At 49.4% G+C, this 22,787-nt stretch carries 17 protein-coding genes; 3 read left to right on the forward strand and 14 right to left on the reverse strand.

Going from position 1 to position 22,787, the window contains the following annotated elements; genetic code table 11:
- Window positions 1-16: 16 nt before the first annotated feature.
- The 3 genes from ACE3MQ_RS03335 to ACE3MQ_RS03345 form a co-directional block, all read right to left on the reverse strand.
- Window positions 17-1,447, reverse strand: coding sequence for a M14 family zinc carboxypeptidase (locus ACE3MQ_RS03335; protein WP_379390569.1), 1,431 nt, complete (start codon window positions 1,445-1,447; stop codon window positions 17-19).
- Between the two features lie 214 nt (window positions 1,448-1,661).
- Window positions 1,662-2,504, reverse strand: coding sequence for a prohibitin family protein (locus ACE3MQ_RS03340; RefSeq protein WP_379390571.1), 843 nt, complete (start codon window positions 2,502-2,504; stop codon window positions 1,662-1,664).
- A gap of 114 nt (window positions 2,505-2,618) precedes the next feature.
- The gene (locus ACE3MQ_RS03345) at window positions 2,619-3,425 is read right to left on the reverse strand and encodes an ABC transporter ATP-binding protein (protein ID WP_379390573.1); all 807 of its coding nucleotides are present in this window, start codon (window positions 3,423-3,425) and stop codon (window positions 2,619-2,621) included.
- A gap of 133 nt (window positions 3,426-3,558) precedes the next feature.
- Here ACE3MQ_RS03345 and ACE3MQ_RS03350 point away from each other — a divergent pair, with 133 nt between their 5' ends.
- Entirely contained in the window at window positions 3,559-4,431 is an 873-nt protein-coding gene (locus tag ACE3MQ_RS03350; RefSeq protein ID WP_379390575.1) for a GNAT family N-acetyltransferase, read from the forward strand.
- A 102-nt stretch (window positions 4,432-4,533) separates the two neighbouring features.
- Here the strand turns inward: ACE3MQ_RS03350 and ACE3MQ_RS03355 are convergent, their stop codons facing one another.
- The 9 genes from ACE3MQ_RS03355 to ACE3MQ_RS03395 form a co-directional block, all read right to left on the reverse strand.
- Window positions 4,534-5,034, reverse strand: coding sequence for a NanQ anomerase/TabA/YiaL family protein (locus ACE3MQ_RS03355; protein ID WP_379390577.1), 501 nt, complete (start codon window positions 5,032-5,034; stop codon window positions 4,534-4,536).
- 68 nt (window positions 5,035-5,102) lie between these two features.
- On the reverse strand, window positions 5,103-6,782 hold the full coding sequence (locus ACE3MQ_RS03360; protein ID WP_379390579.1) for a ribulokinase: 1,680 nt from the start codon (window positions 6,780-6,782) through the stop codon (window positions 5,103-5,105).
- 43 nt (window positions 6,783-6,825) lie between these two features.
- A complete protein-coding gene (locus ACE3MQ_RS03365) occupies window positions 6,826-8,619 on the reverse strand; it encodes an L-fucose isomerase (RefSeq protein ID WP_379390581.1) in 1,794 nt (597 codons plus the stop codon).
- 23 nt (window positions 8,620-8,642) lie between these two features.
- Entirely contained in the window at window positions 8,643-9,578 is a 936-nt protein-coding gene (locus tag ACE3MQ_RS03370; RefSeq protein ID WP_379390583.1) for a dihydrodipicolinate synthase family protein, read from the reverse strand.
- Window positions 9,579-9,685: 107 nt separating this feature from the next.
- A complete protein-coding gene (locus ACE3MQ_RS03375) occupies window positions 9,686-10,699 on the reverse strand; it encodes a sialidase family protein (RefSeq protein ID WP_379390585.1) in 1,014 nt (337 codons plus the stop codon).
- Between the two features lie 51 nt (window positions 10,700-10,750).
- Window positions 10,751-11,575, reverse strand: coding sequence for a carbohydrate ABC transporter permease (locus ACE3MQ_RS03380; RefSeq protein WP_379390587.1), 825 nt, complete (start codon window positions 11,573-11,575; stop codon window positions 10,751-10,753).
- Between the two features lie 14 nt (window positions 11,576-11,589).
- Window positions 11,590-12,447, reverse strand: coding sequence for a carbohydrate ABC transporter permease (locus tag ACE3MQ_RS03385; RefSeq protein ID WP_379390589.1), 858 nt, complete (start codon window positions 12,445-12,447; stop codon window positions 11,590-11,592).
- A gap of 147 nt (window positions 12,448-12,594) precedes the next feature.
- Window positions 12,595-13,923 carry an ABC transporter substrate-binding protein gene (locus tag ACE3MQ_RS03390; RefSeq protein ID WP_379390592.1) on the reverse strand — a complete coding sequence of 443 codons (1,329 nt, stop codon included), beginning with the start codon at window positions 13,921-13,923 and terminating at the stop codon, window positions 12,595-12,597.
- 217 nt (window positions 13,924-14,140) lie between these two features.
- The gene (locus tag ACE3MQ_RS03395) at window positions 14,141-15,154 is read right to left on the reverse strand and encodes a LacI family DNA-binding transcriptional regulator (RefSeq protein ID WP_379390594.1); all 1,014 of its coding nucleotides are present in this window, start codon (window positions 15,152-15,154) and stop codon (window positions 14,141-14,143) included.
- Between the two features lie 548 nt (window positions 15,155-15,702).
- On the opposite strand from ACE3MQ_RS03395, the gene ACE3MQ_RS03400 reads away from it, so the two are divergent.
- On the forward strand, window positions 15,703-16,566 hold the full coding sequence (locus ACE3MQ_RS03400; protein WP_379390596.1) for a class I SAM-dependent methyltransferase: 864 nt from the start codon (window positions 15,703-15,705) through the stop codon (window positions 16,564-16,566).
- A gap of 3 nt (window positions 16,567-16,569) precedes the next feature.
- Window positions 16,570-17,322 carry an RluA family pseudouridine synthase gene (locus tag ACE3MQ_RS03405; RefSeq protein WP_379390598.1) on the forward strand — a complete coding sequence of 251 codons (753 nt, stop codon included), beginning with the start codon at window positions 16,570-16,572 and terminating at the stop codon, window positions 17,320-17,322.
- 344 nt (window positions 17,323-17,666) lie between these two features.
- Here the strand turns inward: ACE3MQ_RS03405 and ACE3MQ_RS03410 are convergent, their stop codons facing one another.
- Both ACE3MQ_RS03410 and ACE3MQ_RS03415 read right to left on the reverse strand, forming a co-directional pair.
- Entirely contained in the window at window positions 17,667-21,656 is a 3,990-nt protein-coding gene (locus ACE3MQ_RS03410) for a X2-like carbohydrate binding domain-containing protein (protein WP_379390600.1), read from the reverse strand.
- Between the two features lie 152 nt (window positions 21,657-21,808).
- Window positions 21,809-22,771 carry a hypothetical protein gene (locus ACE3MQ_RS03415; protein WP_379390602.1) on the reverse strand — a complete coding sequence of 321 codons (963 nt, stop codon included), beginning with the start codon at window positions 22,769-22,771 and terminating at the stop codon, window positions 21,809-21,811.
- Between the last annotated feature and the right edge of the window lie 16 nt (window positions 22,772-22,787).

Here is a 22,787-nt window from a genome sequence, read left to right on the forward strand (position 1 = left end):
TTCGCATAATTCAACGTTATTCGTTGTCCCATTCAATCCAGTATTCTCCGATCGGCGTCAACACCAAATACCAATCCCCCCATTTCTTGCTTGCCTGCACAGTCATCGGCGCGAGTCTGCCCTGCTCCGTCGTCCGATCCAACGGCTTTTCATAAAATACGGTTACCTGCTTAAGCTCAAGACTCTCGTTAATTTCGGTTTCGGTACCGAGCAGCGGATAGGGCTCATAGATCCAGCCCATTCCGTCACTGGCTTGAATCTTGTACCAATGACCCACTTTCGCAATTGCTTGTAACGTTTGTGGACTTACTTGTCCCTTCACCTTAGACAGAAAATGGGGCTCGCTATATACATCCCGATTCTCTGTAATCACGAAATCGCTCTCTTCCACAGGCTCCTCCGCCCGGTTTCGATTACTGCTCAGCCACAGCCGATATCCTTCATCTGCGAGCCACAGGCCGACTCCCTTGTTGCGCCTCCATTCTTCGGCAAATGCAGAAAGCGGCAAATGCGATTCCCCTGTCTTGATTCCGATCTCTGGCGTAAAGGCGGGACGGCCAAATGTGCTGATGAACCAATCTGTATATCCTCCCCCGGAAGGGTTGCTCGCAGGCTGAACCAAGCTATACCCCGTCATAGCGGCAAAAGTATTGGCGAGCTTTCGATCCCGGGCCAAATTAGCCGGATCCGTCATATAGTTCCAATATAGAATTCTTCCTGCTGAATGATAGGATACCGCTATTTCCGGATTGATCGAGTAGGTAAAATCTACTAGACTTTGATTTTCCATCGTTTGCAGCGGCTTTGTCCCTTTGTAGTTCATCCAGTTCGGCCCTGATGCATTATTATGTATCGTATTCCATCCCGCAGGATATTGGCGGTTCAAATCTATGCCCTGCGCATTGGCTTTCCAGCGTTTAAAGTCTTTGCTGCCCTTATTCATTTGAAGCAGAGCATGCCTTGATTTCTCTGGAAAAGCCTTGAGGCCAGACTGCTGAAGCGTAACTCCGTCCGGATTAACCATGGGCACGAACCAGATTGTCGTTTCATTGAGCACTTTCCTGACATTGTACCCCTCGATGGTCGTGCCTGCCCGGTACGCCTGGGCATAATGCCCGATCATTTGCATATTTAACGTCGTGGTCAGCCATTCCCTAGCATGATGCGATCCGTTAATAAAAATGGTTGCTTCGCCCTGGCCCAGTTTCACCGCCCAAATCTCTCGGCCATAAGGCGTCTTGCCAATAGACTGATATTCTATGATTTCCGGATAAAGTTCCGCCAGCTCGGCAATGTACGAGGTCATCTTCTCATAACTCATCACTGCATCGCTTCGCACGATGCCGCCACTGCTCGCGCTAGCGAAAGAACTAAGCATAATAACTGATAGAAATACTATAACGACTGGAAGCCAAAACTTTCTGCTGTTGCTGCTGTGACTGTTCATCTAACTTTCCCCCGCATAATGTAATATCATTCTTTAGACCTATTACGGAGGATATAAGAAATCTAGCAATCTGGCAATACATTTTTTATTGTTTTTCGCTACGTTTCGACATGGCGGCCCGTCAATCAAACCCGCCGCCTTCATCCAGCAAGAAAAACCGCCAAGCCGAAGCTTGACGGTTTAGTAACGCATTGTCATTCCTATTTATTGCTATTTATTGCTGTTGATTCGTAAAAGACTGAATGTCGATGAACGGAGTTGCTCCACCAGTCACGGACGGAAGACGTCCGTCCCATTTTTCCAGCGCCTTCTCCTGCACTTCGATTTGCTTCAATTGCACGAGCTCTGGTGTAACCTCCTGCTTCTTCAGCTTCAGGGACTCTGCCTCAGCTTGAGCCTGTGCGATTTTTTGCTTCGCTTCAATTTCGATCCGCTTCAAATCATTCTCTGCTTTCAGCGCCTGCTGTTGTGCTACCTGCTTCGCTTCGATTGAGGTATCAAACGCTTCGGAGAATTTGAAATTAACGATGTTGATTTCATTTACGATCAAATCATATTTCGCCATTCTTGTCGTCAAATGCTCACTGATTTCCCCAGCTACGACGTCACGCTTTGCAATCAAATCCTCAGCGGGATAACGCGCGGTAACTTCCTTCACGACTTCTTGCACCGCTGGATTAATAATAACCGAATCATACGCCCCGCCGACGTTGTTCATCAAATTGTAGGCCGACTCTTTATTCACGGAATAGTTAACGACGACATGAGTGGATACAGGCTGCAGATCTTTGGAGGACGCGGTCGTATCGGTCTCCGTTTTAGTTACCTGGGTGTTTACTTGAATCACGGTCTGAATAAAAGGAATCTTCAAATGAATGCCGGGTGCCAAAATATTATCGTTCAGCTTCCCGAATGTTTTATACAATCCAACATGGCCATATTGCACCTGTGTCACGCTATTCATGCCGACGAAGGCCAGTAACACGATCACAACGACAGCGATTACTCCCCGGTATCCCGTATTTTTCCTCGGTTTATTGTTAGGTACTGCTTCCATTTAAGATCCCCTCCACATGTGTATATCGCTCGCCGGGTAACTCGGCGCCGTTTCTTTGTAATACGCAGCACAATGCAAAAGGTAACATATAAACGGAAATATTACTGTTATTTTTTATTTTTTGGATAACCAGGCACGTTCATTTCTCCAGCTTACATCCACCGGCATTTCAAAGAAATCGGAAAGGATTTCTCCACTAAACATATCTGAGGTGTTTCCCTGCATAAATACTTCGCCGCGCCGAAGAAGCAGCGTCTTCGCAAAGACAGGTACGATTTCTTCAGTATGGTGGGTCACATAAATCATATGAGGAGCTTCCGGCTCCAGCGCCAGCTCCTGAATGCTATCCAGCAGCCCTTCCTTCGAGATGAAATCCAGGCCATTCGCAGCCTCGTCCAGAATAAGCAGCTTCGGCTGCGCCATCAACGCCCGGGCAATCAGCAGCTTCTGCTGCTCGCCCTGGGAGCAGGACTGATACGTGCGATCCAGCAGGTGTCCGCATCTTAGCTGATGCATAAGCATTTCGGCTCGATCAAAATCCTCGCTGGCAGGCTTCTCATAAAGACCGATCGAGGCAAACTTGCCGCTCACGACCAAATCCTGCACCTTCTCGCTCCCATGCAGTCTTTGCTGTAAGGATGAGCTTACCCAGCCGATCGATTTACGCATTTCCCTAACGTCCACTTCACCATATTTATGCCCGAGGACGGAAATGGTGCCTGTTGTAGGCCAGATATAACCATTGATCATGTTCAACAGGGTTGTCTTGCCAGAGCCGTTCAACCCGAACAAAGCCCAATTTTCTCCCTCCGCCACCTGCCAATCTATCCCCTCAAGCACAATTTTCCCATCTCGACGCCATGATACATCGTGCATCTCGATAACTTGATTCTTATCGTCGGATCGGTTCATTCCATTCATCTAAACGCCTCCCTAGCTTAACTGACTTCCGACCTTCCAAACACTATAGTATAATATTTACAAAGCTAACTCGCTGTAATAGACTTGTCAAGTTAGGGCGTACATATTAATTTCTCTGGATGGTGAAACAAAGATGATAAATAATAGAAAATGGGAAGATGTCGCCGAACTGCAGCGCCTTTGTGAGGAGCTTGGCGGATTCTCCCTAAAGCTGAACTGGGACACCTTGCGCAGCCGAAAGGAGAGCGATCCGCAGGACGCTTTTATTCATAGGGACGGAAAGCTGATTGCCTTTCTGGGCGTCTACGATTTTGGCGGGAAAATAGAGCTGTGCGGCATGGTGCACCCCGATTACAGAAGGCAAGGCCACTTTACCTCCCTTCTTTCTCAAACGCTGAAAAGCGATAAATTGAAGGACTGCGAAGAAATATTGCTGAACACGCCTGCGGCCTCTGACAGCGGCGTACAATTTCTTAAAACCATGCCCTGCTCCTACGCTTTCACGGAATACCAGATGAAGTACGATTCATCCATAGACCATCTTACGGCAGACAAGCACAGCAGCAGTAATCCTGTGACATTGCGGCAGGCGTCCGGCTCGGTGGCCGACAGAGAGACACTGATCCGTCTGGATGTTGAAGGATTTGGCTTGCAGCCAGAGGATGCCGCTCGTTTACTTGATGAAATTACGGAGGAGCATCAGTCCTCCTATGACATTATTGAGCGTGACGGGCTTCCCGCGGGTAAAATCAGAGTGTCTCGCCTGCAAGGGGAGAGCTGGATTTATGGATTTGCCATCTTTGCCGCTTATCGCGGTCAGGGAATCGGCGCAAGCACCCTGCGGCAAGTCATTGATAGAGAGCGACAACTCGGTCATGACATCTGGCTGGAGGTGGCGCTGGATAACCCGAATGCTCGCAAGCTTTATGAGAATGCCGGGTTCGTTATGCAAGAGGTACAGGATTATTACAAGGTACAAAAGATACAAAAGGCACAGCCATCATAAGGAATGGATTAGGAAGCCTATGAAATAAAATGAACGACTGCCAAACGAAGCCAAGGCTTCGCAAGCGCCGTTCATTTTTGGTTATTGCAAGAGCGGATTGAACTACAACCCGACGAGACTTCGATGAATTTTTATGACGATCTTGCGAATGCGGCTCTCTTGATGCACGTGACCGCAGGGGCGATGCAGATCCGTTGGGAAGAACACAGCGAACAATCCCGGCTCCATAATCAAGTCACTGCCCTCTCCATGTCCTACCCCCATTAGGCTGCTGTTGTCTTCATAAAATTGTATATCGTCCTCGGATAAGCGATTGAAGCTAATCTTGAGGCGGTCATTGTATCTTTTCCAGCCGATCCGTTCCGTACCGCTCACCAAATACTGAATGTCGATATAACTGTAGTGAGATTCGTACTGCTGGCCGCTAATCGGCTGCGTGATATATTCCTGGACAATGGCAAACATCTTTCCACTTTCCAGCTCATATTTACCGGGTGGAGCATCCTCTAGCTGATGCAGCTTAATATAATCCAGCCCTCTTCGCACAGCGGAAGGGTATAAATGCTTCTCTTGATCCAGGTTTCTGATATCACCCAGTATCATGGATGTTCCTTCCTTCTTTTCATGAATTACGGTTCAATCTCTGGATTGCTGCCGCATTGTCTTGAAGCTTAAAAGCTCTTAACGGCCTTTTTTTGCAGCTGCTTTAATCGCGGCATGACTTCATTACTGCCCCGCCCAAAATAATCATGCAAAAGGCGATACTCCTTGTATAGCTCATCGTAAATCGCTTGATGACCTGAATTCGGCGAGTAGCTTTCCTCCTGGAGATGAGTCATGCGTTTTGCCGCTTCCTCGATCGTGTCATAGCCGCCGAGCGAGGAACCGGCTGCTACCGCGCCAAACATCGCTGCGCCTAATGCCGGAGTCTGCGCCGAGGCGGCAATTTTAATCTCCCGTCCGGTAATATCCGCATATAGCTGCATCAGCAGCTTGTTCTTCTGCGGCAATCCGCCGCAGGCGTATAGCTCCTTCACCTCTACCCCGGCAGCTTCGAACACCTCGATAATATGACGAGTGCCAAATGCCGCAGCCTCCAGCAGAGCCCGGTAAATTTCCTCCGGTCTTGTTTGCAGTGTAAGTCCGACAATCATGCCGCTAAGCTCGGAATTGACCAGATTGGAGCGATTTCCGTTCCACCAATCGAGCGCGATCAATCCGCTCTCACCCGGCAGCAGCTCAGCCGCTCTGGCTTCCAGCCATTCATGAAGCGATACGCCCGCCTGCTCAGCCTGTCGTTCCACATAAGCGGGTACTCCCTGTTTCACATACCAGCCGAACATATCCCCTACAGCCGGCTGCCCGGCTTCATAAGCATACAGCCCGGGAATAATGCCATCCTCCACGATGCCGCAAATGCCTTCCACTTGAATTTCCCGTTCGCTCAGCAGCAAATGGCATAACGAGGTTCCCATCGACAGCACCATATCCCCAGGTGCAGTCGCTCCAGCTCCCGGGACTGCCGCATGGGCGTCAATAATGCCCGGAGCGACGGCGATGCCTGGGCGCAGGCCCATCATGCCTGCCGCCTCTTCCGTGAGCACGCCTGCCGACTCACTCAGCAGCACAATATCTCCCCGCAGCTTCGTCTCGGCAAATGCGGCAAAGCGCGAATCCAAATTCCGATAAAAATCCGCGGACGGGTATCCCTCTCTCCGATGCCAAAGCGATTTATAGCCCGCGCAGCCGCTATTGCGCTTCAAAACCCCAGTCATGACAAATACGATCCAGTCCGCAGCCTCGACGAAGCGATCTGCAGCATCATAAATATCCGGGCGCTCCCGGAGCACTTGCAGAGCTTTGGCCGTCATCCATTCCGAGGACACCTTGCCGCCGTACCTTCCGAGAAAGCTTTCTGCCCGTGCAGCCGCAAGCTCATTGATAAGGTCGGCCTCGTGCTGGGCGGCATGATGCTTCCAGAGCTTCACGTAAGCATGCGGTTCATGACGGAACTGCTCGGCATAGCATAACGGGTTCCCATCCTGATCAACGGGAAGTATCGTGCTGGAAGTAAAGTCAACGCCGATGCCGATAATCCGTTCCGGCTGGACACCGGAAATCTTCAAAACCTCGGGTACGGATTGTCTTAGCACCTCCACGTAATCCGCAGGATGCTGCAGCGCCCACTCCGCGCCCAGCTTGACTCCGGTTTCCGCAAGCTCCACATCCATAACGCCGTGAGGATAAGGCGTCACATGCCAGGCTACCTCCCGTCCATCACTCACATCCACAAGCACAACCCGCCCCGACTCAGTGCCATAATCAATTCCGAGTACATAGCGTGCGTCCATATCCATGCTCCTCCCTCGCTTCTCTCCTCTCCTTGCCGGCAAATTACTTATATAGAGGCCCAAAGACAGCACATGCCCGGTAATCCGCCCCGGTCGGATCATCAGCACCGAAGGCTGACCAAACGCTTGGCCGGAAAATATCCTCCTCGGCTACGTTATGCATATTTACCGGGATACGCAGCATAGAAGCAAGCGTAATCAGCTGAGAGCCGATATGACCATAACTGACAGCACAGTGGTTGGAGCCCCAATGATTCATTACGGCGTATACATCCTTAAAAGCTCCCGTGCCGGTCAATCTCGGCACAAACCAAGTCGTCGGCCATGTCGGATCAGATCGGCGATCAAGCGCGTCATGCACATCCTTCGGCAATTCCACGGAATATCCCTCGGCAATTTGCAGCACCGGGCCGATGCCATGGATCAGGTTGATCCGGGCCATCGTCAGCGGCATGCCGCCACGTGTCGTGAAATCCGTTGAAAAACCGCCGGACGGGAAAAAATCCTTCGCAGAGCACCAGGATACCGCATCAAGACACTTCTGAGCTTCCTCGTCACTGATTTCCCAGAACGGCTTCATGGCCGGCTGACCGTTCACCGCCTGCTGGCCTGTACCATCCAAAGAAGCCGGGCCGGAATTAATGAGATGGATCACTCCGCCTGCTGCGCGTCCCTCCAGCTTTTTCCCGGTTACCCGCTCGACGGCCTCTGGGCTCCAATATGTGCGCACGTCGGCAAAGATTTGCGCAGCGTTCGTCAATTGATGGCCCAGCAGCATCGTAACCGCGTTCAAATTGTCATTCTCCGTAGCCAGCATAAACGGCTCGCGAATCCCGTTCCAATCAAAGGAGCTGCTGAGGATCGCCTCCATAAAGTCGCCGGTCGGCAAATGATCCGTCCACGCTCGTTGTCCCTGAAATCCAGCGGCAATGGCGTTGCGCCCTTCGGCTTCTTCCCCGTATCCCATCTCCGCAAGCTTTGGATTGCCGACCATCAGGTCGCGGGCGATCAGCGCCATTTTGACCACCGTCTCCCAATCCTCCGCCTTCTGCTTAGCCGATCTTTGGCGCTCCGGCGGGTTAATATCTTCCCCTTCTCTGCAATTCTCCTTCGTCCAGGCCAATGCGCGCTCATATTCTTCCTTGTCGTAAATGCCCCGTTCCATTCGCCGGATAAACTCAGTCATATCGACGTACTCATTGCGCATGCCGAGATAATTCTGAAAGAACCCTTCATCCACGATGCAGCCGGCAATCCCCATCGACACCGTCCCCATCGATAAATAGGATTTCCCGCGAATCGTCGCTACAGCTAGTCCTGCCTTGGCGAAGTTCAGCAACTTGGCCTGTACATCCTCCGGAATCGTATCATCGCCAATATCCTGCACATCCCGTCCATAGATGCTGAACGTAGGCAATCCTTTCTGATTGTGGGCTGCAAGCGCGGCCGCCAAATAGACTGCTCCTGGACGCTCCGTTCCGTTAAAGCCCCAAATCGCCTTTGGCATCCATGGATCCGTATCGATCGTCTCTAGCGGGTAGCACCAGGATGGGGTTACCGTTATCGTTACGCCAACCCCTTCCCGGCGGAATTTCTCAGCCGTGCTGGCCGCTTCCCGCACTCCGCCGATCGTCGTATCCGCCACCACGCATTCTACTGGCAATCCGTTGGCATGACGGAGATTTTCTGAGAGAAAACGGGCGCAGGCCAGCGCCAAATTCATCGTCGGCTCCTCCAGCGATTCGCGGATTCCGCCGCGCCGTCCGTCTATGACCGGACGAATGCCTATTTTAGGCATATCCCCTTCCAGTCGGTTTACTATCATCGGTGTACTCATGAATAATCCTCCTTACCAAGTCCTTATAAAGTGAATTGCTCTGATAACTGCTTGGACATTTGATGCAGCTGACGAATTTCCAATCGGTTCGTTGCCGTGAAATCTTGATGGTTCTTCACCCGGCAGTGATAGTTATCAAAAACGCCTTCCAGCATTAAATAGTACTTGGCGTTTACCGGGTATAATTGTCTCTCAATAAGAGAGGTCATACTGAGAAAATTAATGAGTGTTTCCGCCCTTTTCGGCTCGTTCTCCCAATTTCTCAGCAGCCAAACATATAAGTCGGGATGGAAGTTCGCCATTACACCGCTGTACCCCGCAATGCCAAGCCGAAGCGTCTCCAGCAGCGTCGCTGTGTTGGCGTTATATATTTTCAAAGAGCTGTCTTGCACGGCCTCCAGCTTCTGCCGAATATTGTCCGTATCACAGCTAGTATCTTTCAAAAAGTGGAATCTGCCCGTGCCTGCGCACCATTGGAGCAGCTCTGGGGAAATGATTCTTTTATAGGGATGAGGGCACTCGTAGAAGCTTAGCGGAATATCCTCCGGCAATTGGCCGAGCAGCTTCTCCAGATTATCCTTCCATACCTCATCCGGCTCATTTTCTAGGGCCAATCGGTTCGTGATCAGTACGAGCGCATCGACCCCTGTTGCGGCCATAGCCTTCAGTTCCTCAACCTGGTTTTCGAAGCCGTCAGAAATGTGGCCTGATGCGATAACGGGCACTCGCCCGGCTGCTTTTTCCTTAATAAAGGAGGCCAGCTTCACTCTTTCCTCCAAGCTTAAGTGAAACATTTCACTCGATTGGCAAACTGCGAACAGGCCGTCTACGCCCTGCCGGATATACCACTCGATCGCCCGTTCCTGGGCAATAAAGTCGATTTCTCCGTTCTCTTTGAACGGCGTGACCATCGTCGGCCACACACCGTCCGAAATATGTGATTTCGGTTGATTCAACATCTATGTTCCCTCCACGAATGTAGTCAATAACAACAATTAATTCCTATCCCATGCCTGTCGCCTCAACAAAATGCTCAAAAATCGGATCGCGATCACCTGGATGATTTTCAGCTTCTACTGTACTTTCTATAGGCGATATTGGCTCTGTTCCATGTATAGGTCAGGTAGATATGATCTCCATGTGCTATAATCGCCGGATACGAGAATTCCCCCTCGCCGTCTTCCAGCACGACCTCCTCGGTCCAGGTCAGCCCATTATCCGAGGACGCCAGCAATACAAGCGGTGTGCGCGGGCCCCAATTAATCCCGACCGGGTTGCAGCAGAGCACCAGGGTGCCGTCATCCATACGAACCACATCCATACCGCTGTTATTATTCGGGACGGTCGTCGGATAAGCCGCGCTCCAATGGACGCCGCCATCCTGCGAATCGCTGCGATGAATGAAGCCTTCCGAGCTTCTCATCAGCATATGAACCTGGCCTGGCTGGGACTCCCAAACGGAGGGCTGAATGACCCCTCGGCCATAAAAAGACTGCTCCGACACCGGAATATCGCTTCTTACCGCTTGGATGTCACTCCGATTAATTCCGGCGATGCCAATGTCCTCGCTCCGCTGCCAGGTTATGCCCTGATCCTGCGAGCGATCTGCGAACGACGTCCAAATTCCGTCCTCGACCGAAGCCGGAGCGATCCAGGTTCCATCCGACAGGACAACCACCTTATTGCGAACCGGGCCTCTGCCGCCCCGATCTCCGGGAACCAGCTCACTTGCCTCCGACCAGGTTTTTCCCTCATCCTTGGAAATTTGATAAAGCGTTCGCCATTCCTTGATCAGGCGTCCGATTTTGTAAAATAGCAGCAGCTCGCCTCCCGGTAAATTCATAAGTACCGGATTCCAGCATGGTTCCTCCACTCCTGCGGCAATTTGCACCGGCTGCGACCATTTCCCTTTTGTCCGGCGTGAGCACCAGATCGCGCTGTCATCCGCACCTTCCCTGCTGCCTGCAAACCACACGGTCAATATGTCTCCGCCAGGCAGGACAGCTAGATGTGAAGCATGACAACTCGCAAAAGGTTTGTCCTCACCCATTACTAGTTCATTCGTTATCTCATTAAACATGCCGATAATTCCCCCCTGAGATTTCAACTTGCCAACTCGCGGCCCGGTACATCAACCCTTAATACCTGAATTCGTGATCCCTTCCACGAAGTAGCGCTGCAAAGACAAGAACACGATCACGGACGGTATGATTGCCATACAGGCAGCGGCCAGCGATGTGCCGTATTGGAATTGGGCGGTTGAATTCGCTCCACCCATAAACTGCGCGATCCCTACCGTCAATGGCTTTAGGGCATTCGCGCGAATCGCGATCATCGGCCACAGGAAGTTGTTCCAGTTCGAGATGAACATCAGGATCGTTACTGTAGACACGGCAGGCTTCGTTAAAGGCAGCATCACCTTCCAGAATATCCCGAAATCCTTACAGCCATCGATTCTCGCGGCTTCCTCCAGTTCATTCGGAATTCCTTTGAAGAAGCTGGTCAAAATATACACGCTGATGACGTTCGCTCCAGCTACCAGAATCAGCGCCGCAAATGTATTCAGCAGCTTCAATTCGGAAACGAGCAGGAATAAAGGAACGATATACGCCTGAATCGGGATAAGCAGCATGGAGACGATCAGCGTAAAAATAACCTTCTTCCCCTTGAAGTTGAGCCGTCCAAAGGCATAAGCCGCCGGCGTAGTCAGCACTAGCACGAATAACGTGGACAGTACAGTAATAATTAAGCTGTTCATCATCCAGCCGGTGTACGGATACTGAGCCAGTACGGATTTATAATTGATGAACGTGAAGTCGGCGATCCATTTCGGCGGGTAATTCATAATCTCCGCTTCCGGCTTTAGCGAGGAAACGACAGACCACAGCAAGGGAAACAGAAATATGACACCGATGAACGCCATGACAATGTAGATCAAAGTGTTTTTTATTTTCATGCCGTGAGCCTCCCCTAGTCATCCAGCTTCAGCAATCTGGATTGAATTTGCACAAAAACGATCAAAATGACCAATGTCGCAATACCGAGTACAGAGCCGTAGCCGAGATTGTAGTTCTGGAATGCGGTTCCGTATAAATATTGCACCAATGTGAGCGTAGCCGTTCCCGGTCCGCCGTTCGTCATGACGAAAATTTGGTCGAAAATTTGAATCGTATTTACGAGGGTCAGCGTGATCACCATTGAGGTAATCGGCTTCAGCATAGGCAAGGTAATTCTCATGAACGCCTGAGCGCCTGTGGCTCCGTCAATTTTGGCCGCCTCGTATAAGTCCGCCGAAATATCCTGCAGACCGGCAAGATACAGAATCATGTTGTAGCCAAGGTACGACCATACGGTGACAAGAGCGATCGAGAACAGCGCCCATTTTTCACTGGTCAGCCATTCGATCGGCCCGAGGCCAATCAGCTTCAAGTAGTAATTGAGAATGCCGAAGTTGTTGTCGTAAAGCCAATTCCAAATAATACCGACGACAGCCGGGATCAATACGTAAGGAATGATCGAGATCGTTCTTACGGCATTGCGGAAGCGCAGCTTCTGGTTCAACAGTACCGCCATCAATAGACTGAATACGATCAGCGGAGGCAGCGTCAATACGAGAAACAGCAGCGTATTTTTCAGCGAGACCCAAAAGATTGGATCATTAAACAGCTTCTTGAAGTTGGCCAGCCCGGCAAACTCGGCATCGCCAACGATATTCCATTTCATAAAGCCGATGAACAGCCCTGCCACACTCGGTCCAAAGCGAAAAACAAGGAATACGAGTAAATAAGGCAGCAAGAAAAGAGCCGCGACTTTTCCTTGTGATTTCATGAAGTTGTCAACCTTTCTACCACTATGGTTATATTACTTTCATATAGAGTGGTACATGAGCCCGATACGACAAGGCCAACGTCATCCTTGATGCCATGCCGTATCGAGTTGTTTCGTGCCCATTTCAATTGCGATGCAGCAAATGATCTATTCCTGAAGCAGACTGTCCATGTCCTTCTTCAATTGCTTGGCAATGTCATGAGGATCTTTATTGTTCAAAATAGCATCCTGAGCAGCAGTCAGAATCGGGCTAGGCGCCGTACTAGAGAAAACTTGCGCTGCTTTCGGATGAGATGGAAGCAGAACGCTGCTATCCAGGCTGTTTATGAATGCTTCTCTGCCTTCCATGCTTTGGGCCGTTTGCATACCGACATTGCTTGATGGAAGCTGGCCGGATTTAGCCCATTCGCCGGAGTTGCTGTCCAGCCATTTGACGAATTCGATCGCCGCTTTGGCTTTTTCGGGATCACTATTTTTCTTGATCGGGAAGGTAAGTATTTCAGCAGCTCCCCAAGCGGCTGGTTTGTCGAACACTTTAGGATAAGGTGCGCTTCCCCACTGGATGTTGGATTCCTCCAGCTTCGGCATTTGCCATGGCCCGTCAACGAACATTGCTACTTTGCCGCCCATGAAATCATCAACCGGGGATTTCTCGCCTTTAGGCACGACTTTGTATTTAAATACAAGATCTTGCAGGAAAGCAATGGCATTAGCCATCTTGTCCTCGTCCAATTCAACCGCTTTCATATCTTCCGTGAACGGATTATGATCCTGCTGATTCAATAAAGCATAGATTTGATAGAATACATGGTGGTTCATGGAGAAGCCAAGCCCGTACTGCACGATATTGTTCTCGTCAAAGCCTTCCTCGTCGGCACGTTTGCCTTTGTTGTCAATCGTCAGCTTCTGGGCTGTTGCAATCAGCTCGTCGCCTGTCAAAGGAGGCTGAGTGATCCCTGCTTCATTGTAAAGCTCTTTGTTGTAATACAATCCATGCATGTGAACGTCTAGCGGAACCGCATATTGCTCCCCTTTATAGAACGTACCGCCCCAGGCAAAGGAGGAGTAATTCCCCGACTCCATGCCGACGTCGGCAATCGGCTCGCTGTCCAGGACGCCCATTTCCACAAACTGTCCCAGCTCAAATGGATGCATGACCAATACATCCGGCGGATTACCGCCTTTCATTTCCGTCAAAAATTTAGTGAACAGCGGAGTCCACTGCAAGGAAGTGAATTCAACATGAATGCCGCTTTGTTCCTGATTGAACTTGTTAACTAGTCCTTCCATCGTATTGAGGTCAGGCCCTGTCCAACCGCCCCAAAAATCGATGTTGACAACCTTGCCACTGCCGCCGTCATTCGCTGATGCCGGTGAATTCGCTGATTGCGGTTTTGGGTCGGCAGCACAACCTGCCAACGGTAAAGCTAACAGCATTACAGTAAGGAAACTTGCAAGCCATCTCTTTGTTCTCATGTTTATCCCCCTCTAAGGATTAATTAAATCTGATTGCCAAACCTGCCAAAATAATGTAAGCGCTTTCTTTTATAGGTTCCAGATTTAACGCTCACCCCCTTTCAGGTCGTGAATGATGGTGTATTTTTGTATTTCATCTAACCAGGGAGAAAACTATCACCGCTTCCTCCCGATTAGCTATGAAACAAAGCTGCGATGCCTTCAGCTTCTGGCCGACTTACTCCCCGCAGGATTTACGGGTTACGATGTGCGTCTCGAACATTTTATGAACCTTGACATTGGTTTTGTACAGCATCATATCCGTCAGCATTCTCAGACTCTCTTTCGCCATCTCTTCTACCGGCAGATGAACTGTAGATAGTGTAGGTATAGTATAATTGGTAACTTCATCGTTATCATACCCAATGATTTCCATGTCCTCTGGCACTTTGACATCGATTTCATTCAACGCCTTCAGCGCGCCTACGGCCATCTGATCACTGATCGCAAATACACCGGTAGGCAGCGAGCCTGACTGCTCCTTCATTCTCATCACCGCTTCATATCCGCCCTGCTCCGAGAAGTCTTCATACATGAGATGCTCCTCTTCGATTTCCAGGCCGAGCTCAGCCGCTTTATCCTGAAATCCTTCCCTGCGCAGCATGATTGCTTTGGAGGAAACGTCCGGAACGATCAGTCCCACCTTCTTGTGATTTCTCCTATATAATCTCTCTGCCACCATCTCGCCGCTCTTCCGGCTATCGACGTTAACCGATGAATATTTGCTTGATTCACGTTGGTGCAGCACGATCGGGACGTTTAAATCGGCCTGCTCGAGAAACTCGTCATCCTCCTCGGTGGAGTTGGCAATGATCGCTCCATTGAACCGCGTTCCCGTTACTAAGCTTCTCACCTCATGCAATTTGGTGCCGACGTATGGCTGGATCAATAGCTCATATTCATCCTCCAGCTCGTTCAGAGCGTGTTGAAAGCCTTTCAGGTAACGGCCAACAAGTGCCGTCCGCGTATCAAGCGTCCAGAACAAGGCAATGATCGGCAGCACCGTTTCTCCCCCACTACGTAGCCGCCTGGCCGAAATATTCGGCTGATAATTAAGCTCTCTGGCAGCTTCTAATATTTTCGCTTGCGTTGCGGCGGATATCCGGTACTTATCCCCTTTGCCATTCAATACCATGGAGGCCGTGCCCTGCGATACTTTTGCAAGTTGGGCTATTTCCTTAATGCTTGCCATGCTAATAACACCTCATAACTTTCATCATATTGGCAAAATATCCTAATCCATTGTATATGTTTAGGCGAGATAAGATCAATTCATTAACACACATTCGCGAACACGTCTTGCTTCCGCCTGTGAATCATAGTTGCATTGCAACCTTGCAGACTAAAGCCTCTGGCTCTCAAAATCAGCCCTGTCTAGCTGAATGTAATAACGCTTGGAGTAACACAGCGATAGTGGACAAGATGCCTAAATCCAATCGCTTATGCTCCTCACCGTTCTCCTGCCCACCTTGCTAATACGTTTTGCTAAAACGTTTTGCTAATACGTTTTTATTGTATTTTAAAAGCGCTTACACGTCAACAGGGAATTTCATTTTTTTTAAAATTTATTTTTTCCGGGTCTCTAGAGCACGCCATTTCTACAATTGGTAGCATGGAGGTGGAATAATGAGGTACAATAACATCCGAAGGTTTGCAAGCGTAATTTACGCCATATGAAGCGGCTTGCCGTTTTCATTGATAGGTTGCCTCTAGAGGATATTTGGAAGGATGGATTAACTGATGCATGTAGCGAACAACTGGAAAGATTACGAAATCATTGATACGGGAAGCGGGGAAAAGCTGGAGCGCTGGGGAGACATCATTCTGCGCCGACCCGATCCGCAAATCATTTGGCCGATTCATCACGAATCCCAGCAATGGAGAAATGTGCACGGCCATTACCATCGCAGCTCCTCAGGCGGCGGGCAGTGGGAGATGAAGAAGCAAATCCCCGAGCGCTGGACGATATCGTACGAGCAGCTAAAGTTTTATATTCGCCCTACGAGCTTCAAGCATACGGGCCTATTCCCGGAGCAAGCGGCGAACTGGAGCTGGATGATGGACAAAATATCAGGCGCAGGCCGCAAGATCCAGGTGCTGAACCTCTTCGCTTACACGGGCGGCGCTACTGTTGCTGCGGCTTCCGCTGGCGCGTCCGTCGTTCACGTCGATGCCGCTAAAGGGATGGTCCAATGGGCCAAGGAGAACGCCGCCTTATCCGGACTTAGCGATCGGCCGATCCGTTACATTACGGACGATGTATTCAAATTTGTCCAGCGTGAACAGCGGCGCGGTAACCGCTACGATGCGATCATTATGGATCCGCCTTCCTACGGACGGGGACCAGGCGGTGAAATGTGGAAGCTGGAGAGCAGCTTATATCCGTTCGTGGAGTCATGCCTGTCCATTCTATCGGACAAGCCTCTCTTCTTCCTGATCAACTCTTATACGACGGGCATATCTCCAACCGTGCTGCAAAACATCTTGTCGATGACGGTACAGAATCGGTATGGGGGCAGCATTTCCGCAGGCGAAATCGGTCTGCCGATAACGAATTCCGGACTGAACCTTCCTTGCGGGATCCTCGGCCGCTGGGAGGAATAATCCATGACTACGAATAGCTTCAAGGAAGGCCGGACGGCAGCAGAATCGGACTTCGAAATTTTATACGAGGATAATCATCTCCTGGGGATCGTCAAGCCGGTCAACCTCCCTACACAAGGCGACGCGAGCGGCGACCCCGACCTGCTGTCCTTGCTGAAGGAGGATATTAAGACGAGGTATGAGAAGCCGGGCAATGTATATTTGGGACTCGTCCATCGGCTGGATCGGCCTGTAGGCGGAGCGATGATCTTTGCGAAAACGTCGAAAGCCGCCTCCCGCCTATCCGAGGCCGTCCGCAGCCGCAACTTCGATAAAACCTACCTTGCGATTGTGCACGGCATGCCTGCGAAGCGGCAGGGGCGCCTTACAAACACGCTTTTGAAAAATGAGCGCACGAACACCGTCTCCGTCGTTGCCAAGGGTACCCCCGGCGGCAAAGAGGCCATTCTCGATTATGAGGTCATCGGCACAGCCCCAGGCGACAGCCTCGCCCTGGTTAAGGTAACCTTGCTCACAGGGCGCCCCCATCAAATCCGGGTGCAGCTCAGCCATATCGGCTGCCCGCTTTACGGCGACCAGAAGTATGGACAGGCCTTCAACAAGCCGGGCCAACAGATCGCTTTGTGGTCGCTGTATGTCGGCTTTCCGCATCCGGTGACCAAGGAGCTGGTGCGGCTGATCTCTCTCCCGCCGGACGAGGCGCCGTGGAGCCTGTGGAACCGGAAAACCTACCAAGAGCTGGCACGGCAATTCTAGTTATATCAATCCAGAGACAAGCGAGTAATAGGGGGCGAGCAGCCCCCGTATACTCACACCATATTTTATGTGGATCCGATACGGCGGTTCCTAAAAGTCCTATTCACCGTTGAAATAAGACCAAGAATTTGCTTTGCTGTTAGATTGCTTGTACAAAAAAGAGCGGGTCAGATATCCAGCTCTGCCCACTCTCATTCAACTTAGTTCATTTCTAACTCTTCCCCTCGAAATCATCGAGGATCCTTATGCCTAGCCTGACTTCGGCAAGGTTAGATTACTGCTTACCGTATCGGGAGTGTCACCGACGGCACCCCTATTTCGAGAGCTTCTTTACCCGCTGCCACCTAGTCGGCAGAAGACTCATCCGTAGACGAAATCCATTTTGCATAAAGAACCGTATTATCGGAGACCGTGCGGGTTTCAAAATTCCACACTGTCGTATAGCTTTCGTCTGCATACCAGCCACCAAATTTATATCCGTCCCTCGTTGGATCCGTTGACGGTTTGGCTGCAAGACCACCGACAGGTATAACCTGATGCTGAATATAGCTTCCTCCCTGACCCGTTTTAAACTCAACCGCTTTCAGGCCTTCATTCCCAATTTGATGCACACCGATATCAAGCACATCATTAGGTCGAATGGCGTTTCCAAAGAAGTCGCGTGTTAAAGGGAAAATTTCGCTTAGATCCCGCCGTCCTTCAAGAGTTTGATCTGCCCGAAATCCAGCGCCTACCGCAATATTTTGATCCGCTGACTTGAGCTTGAAGCCTGCAAGCTTGGATACGTCAAATTCTGAGCCGGCAATCGCTTTACCGATCCCAGTATTTCTCGAGTTGAACAGAACTGTATTCTTATCTCCGTTCTCAACAATGGTTCCATTGGTCGGAATGGCCTCTTTAGGAATGACGTCAATATCTAAAGACTGCTCTATATTTGCCAGTATAGTTATCGGGTTCGCATAAATATTATGCGATCCATATACACCTGAAGCAAATTTGCTTCGATCGATCAGGGTTTGCGGATAAATGATATTGTAGTCGAAGCTGCCGTGCGTCATGACGCTCTTTGAACCTATGTCGAAAACACTGATCGTATCCTTGCCGTACAAAATATTGTTATAAAAATGGCTCCAGATCGAACCTGTGCTGCCTGTACCGAATATTCGCGTCGTATTTGCGCCAAGCTTGAATATATTGTTGTGAATAATCGGATAATCGGCGCCATTTGAGCTGCCGCCAACCGCATAATAAAACAAATGCGAGGATGCCGCAGATCCTTCTTGTGGACTGCCATCGTCAATGCTAATGTTGTAACGCACAATGCTGTTCTTCGACCCTGGCATGAACAACATGAAGCCGCCATAATTGTTTCGACTATAGTTATATTGATAAACTGCCCCGTCATTGAAGCTATCGATGTCAAACGCTTCGCCATCGGCGCAATTGTACGGGTTATCCACCACTTCGTTAAACTCCATCACGGAATCCTTGACGCCCATGAACCACAGTGCGGCATAATTGGCTACACTGATATATTTGCCAACCCCATCGGTGATGTTCGGACCTTCCCCGTTCGGCTTTGCGTCAGTTAAATACGTTTTTCCAAAACCAGTAATATAGTTGTATCGGACTTCACCCTCAAGAGCGTTGGAAAGAACCATCGCATCTCCAGAGCCATTAGCCATGTAATTGTTGAAATAACGCACCTTCATAATGGCGGGATATCCGCTCTTAGTCCAACCATCCGGGTGGAAACCTGTATTTCGAATACCTTCGTTGTCACAACGGATTGCGGTATTGCCCTCGGCCAGAATATCGTCGATGTAGCCGTAAAATATAATACCGCCAGCCACCTTGGCACCACCGTAGGATTGATGAAGGGCATTGACATCATGTACATAAGAATTGGTCACGTATACATGGCTTTTTTTGCTGGCCATAAAATTCTCGGGAGTACGCTCCTCAAGCGTCTCAGCATAATTATTCATAATCATAATGCCGTTGCGCCCTATTTCCCATTGGGAACCAAGGTTTGTCACTTCAAGCCCGTTAATTTCCCAATATTCCTCGTTCACGAGTTCAACCGCGCCAGAGGCTAAACGTTTTTCTACCGGATTAGTATCAAAAATATAGTACGGATCCTTGCTTATCGTACCGCCGCCATTAATGACAGGTCTCTTGTACTTTTGACCTCCGTCATTATATTTGCCAAGCTTAATCACCTTGTCCTCCGTGCCGGAGCCTCGCAGCTTCAGTTGACCGTTCCAAATCGACTCGGCATCTAGGAAGATTTGATCCCCAGGATTGAATCTGGTCTGATTTATTTTGTCCAAAGATTTCCAGGCAGTCTCTGGCGTCAAGCCGTCATTGGCATCATTCCCGGTTTGGTTTGAAACATAATACGCTCTCGGTTCATGATTCACAATGTCGACCATAACGTCCAGGGTCTTCCCGCCTTCAAATTCAAGCTTGACATCTGCTTGACCCACAGGAAGCGAGCTTAAGAAGCCGTTCTTCAGCAGCAGCATACTCGTGGTGTCTATCAAACTATAATCGACATCTTCGATAAGTCTCTGGCCATTGTACAGTACCCCTGTCAGGTCGGCCAGATCTGGCGTCACGCGCAGGGTGATATTTTCCTTGTTCTCCAGGTCAAATTCAACAGCTGCGGGCGTTACTTTATATTGTTTGCCAGCCAACTTGATCTGAGTGGAAATCGTTGCGGTTTTCAGAGTCGCTGACTGAGAAACGACAGAGACATCGTCAACAAAGTAACGATTTTCGATATTTCCGCCGTTAGCGCCGTTAGCATTCCAGTTAGTCATCAGCACAAGGGCGCCGATGTCCTTGACCGCAGTAGTTTTATACGCTGTTTGCCCGTCAATTTTAGCGGTCATACCGTCACTGTTGACGATCCACTCGAATTTATGCCATCCCGCGGAACGCTCAATTTTATTGCTGGTCGAACCGTCTGTAGGATTCCATGCGCTGCCCGCACGCCAAATATAAAAACCTTGTCTGTTTATATCGCTTAGATCCTGTACAACGCCTAGCGCATAATAATTGCTAGTACTGTTGTTATTAGCGACATTTTGGACGCTGAACGCCAGTTTAATCTGTTGATCCATACCGCCATGATCATAGAACCAAGCCGTTACCGTTCCATGAACCGGATTGTCCGCTCTTGAATTCACCAGCGCTCTGGCAGGCCCTGTAGTTCCGGACACAGCGGTAGCGGCGTTACGCCCATAGTGCGGCCTCACAGCGGAATGACTATAGGAACCCGGAGCCCCTACAGTAAACTTCTTGTCGCCCTCAAAATTATCCATGAAGAGGATGTCGCTGCCCTCATAATAAGAGACCGTCGCGTATACAGTAACCTGGTCATCTTCTGACTCAACCGGATGATAGGACGGCTTGACTTGAATATTCCCGTCCCGGTCCACATCAACCTTAGCTTTATCTTCATCGTTTAAACTAAAGGCGACATCATCAATAACGTAATCAAATCCGCCATCAACGAACAGCCTGTCGCTGGATCCCTTGCTCAACACGGTTGAATCAAAGCTCAGCGCCAGATCATTAACGGAGAGTTGTTGCGCAATAGATTGACCGAAGCCTTTGGAATCGCTTAATGCGGAATCCGGGGTATGCCGATTATCAGCCGTTACGCCCTTAACCTTGAATGCGTAATCACCAGGGCCATGTTGGCTGATCAGGCTATCCCAATCATATTGGTTAGTCAAAGAGGCTTCCAAACCCAATGATGTTGTGTTTTTATACAATTCAACTACATAGCTTGCAGCATCAGGCATCTCCTCCCAAATCGCCTTGGCGCCAGACCATGCAAGGCCTGTCACCGCATTCAGCTCGCTGCCTATCGTTAGCTTCAATTCACGTCCAGCATTCCCGAAGCTCAATTCAAGCATATAGCTTCCCGGCGACAAACTATCCAAATAGTGATTTGAAATCAGAACCGTATTTTCGGACGTATTAACGGTGTAATTTTCGCTGCTGACAGACTCGCCATTCAACTTTACCTCCGTTAAATCCTCTAGATCCGGCGACACATTCACAATCAGACCCTGTGCTGATCCATGACTATAGACAGCGCTTTCAGGATAAATGGAATAGTTCTCCTCGTTCGCATTTACAACGATCCGTCCGCCTTCCTCCTCCCCGATACCTTCAGGCTGGTCCAAGCTAGCTTCCAGAGTAAGCAGCCCCTCCTCCGAATTACCAGGTTGAACATTAGCTTGGGCCAAGTTTGCTCCTATAAGTGAGAAGATTAGAACAAGCGATACAATCTTTTTGAACTGTCTAAAAAGATACATACTTTCCCTCCTCAAACTAGAATGCTTCTCCGAAACTTCATGAATTTAAGACCTAAGATTCGTAATATGCCCTTTTCACCTCCCCCCTTTCAATCTTCCAAAAATTGCTGAGTAGATACTTGATTTTAGGCTGATTAAAAAATAGATGAGGCTTAAAAACGGATAGAGTTAAATTTCTGCCGGTCGATCTGTATATTTGCGTTTTCAATGCGTTCCTTCACCATCAACTGAAGCTGATTCTCCGCATTTATTTGCAGCAATAGTTGTTTAACCTGCGAATAAGGCTTATACCCCATTTCCTTTCTAGACATCAGCAATACATCGACGAGCTCGCCTTTGTATTCAACTTTACTCAGCTGCTGACCCGCCTCCAGCTTGTTCAATTCATACCATATATTAAGCGCTTCCATATCTCCCTTTGGGATATCATTCTCCGTCTGAGTCAACATTTCAGTAGAGCCGTCCTGCCGCAGCATCATATATTTAAGTTCAATACCCAGCGTAAACATATCTTTGTTCTGTTCATAAACAGAATATAACTCTTCATCCGTCACCTTCGTTTTATCCAAATACCACTTAACGAGCTCAGACCAAACATTGTTTCTGATATAGTTATAGTATTGATACTCATCAAAGGAAGACAAACCGTGAAACACCTCGCCATCCTTCAGCATGCGTTCACGCTCGGCATTCGTAATTTCCCGTTCATTCATGATGGAGGAAAAGCGGATATCCTTGTCGATCAGCCCATGTTCCACGGCAATGATAGCCTCCATTTTGGCTGTCTGCAGCTTTTCGAGCGCGCTGCTGCGGGCATATTCCAAGGGAGTTTGCCCATCATATTTGCGATCCCAAAATTCAGAGTCCGCATCTGCTCCATATTTCTGAAAAAAAGTGTTGGCGGTTAATGCTCGTTCATCATATAAGAATAGTAGAAACTCCTGTTCGGATACCCCAAATCCATCAATGACAATCAAGTCACTACCTTGAGGCGATCCACTAACCGGTTTTATTAGTGAGAAAACTACGAAAATAAAGCTTATGGCAACGACTGCAACAATAGAAACCAATGCAACTCTCTTAGTTTTGCTATGGATAAACAAGCGTTTAGACAAAAAAATGCACCCCCAG

This window comes from Paenibacillus lentus, assembly GCF_042714055.1.
Classification (GTDB): domain Bacteria; phylum Bacillota; class Bacilli; order Paenibacillales; family Paenibacillaceae; genus Fontibacillus; species Fontibacillus lentus_A.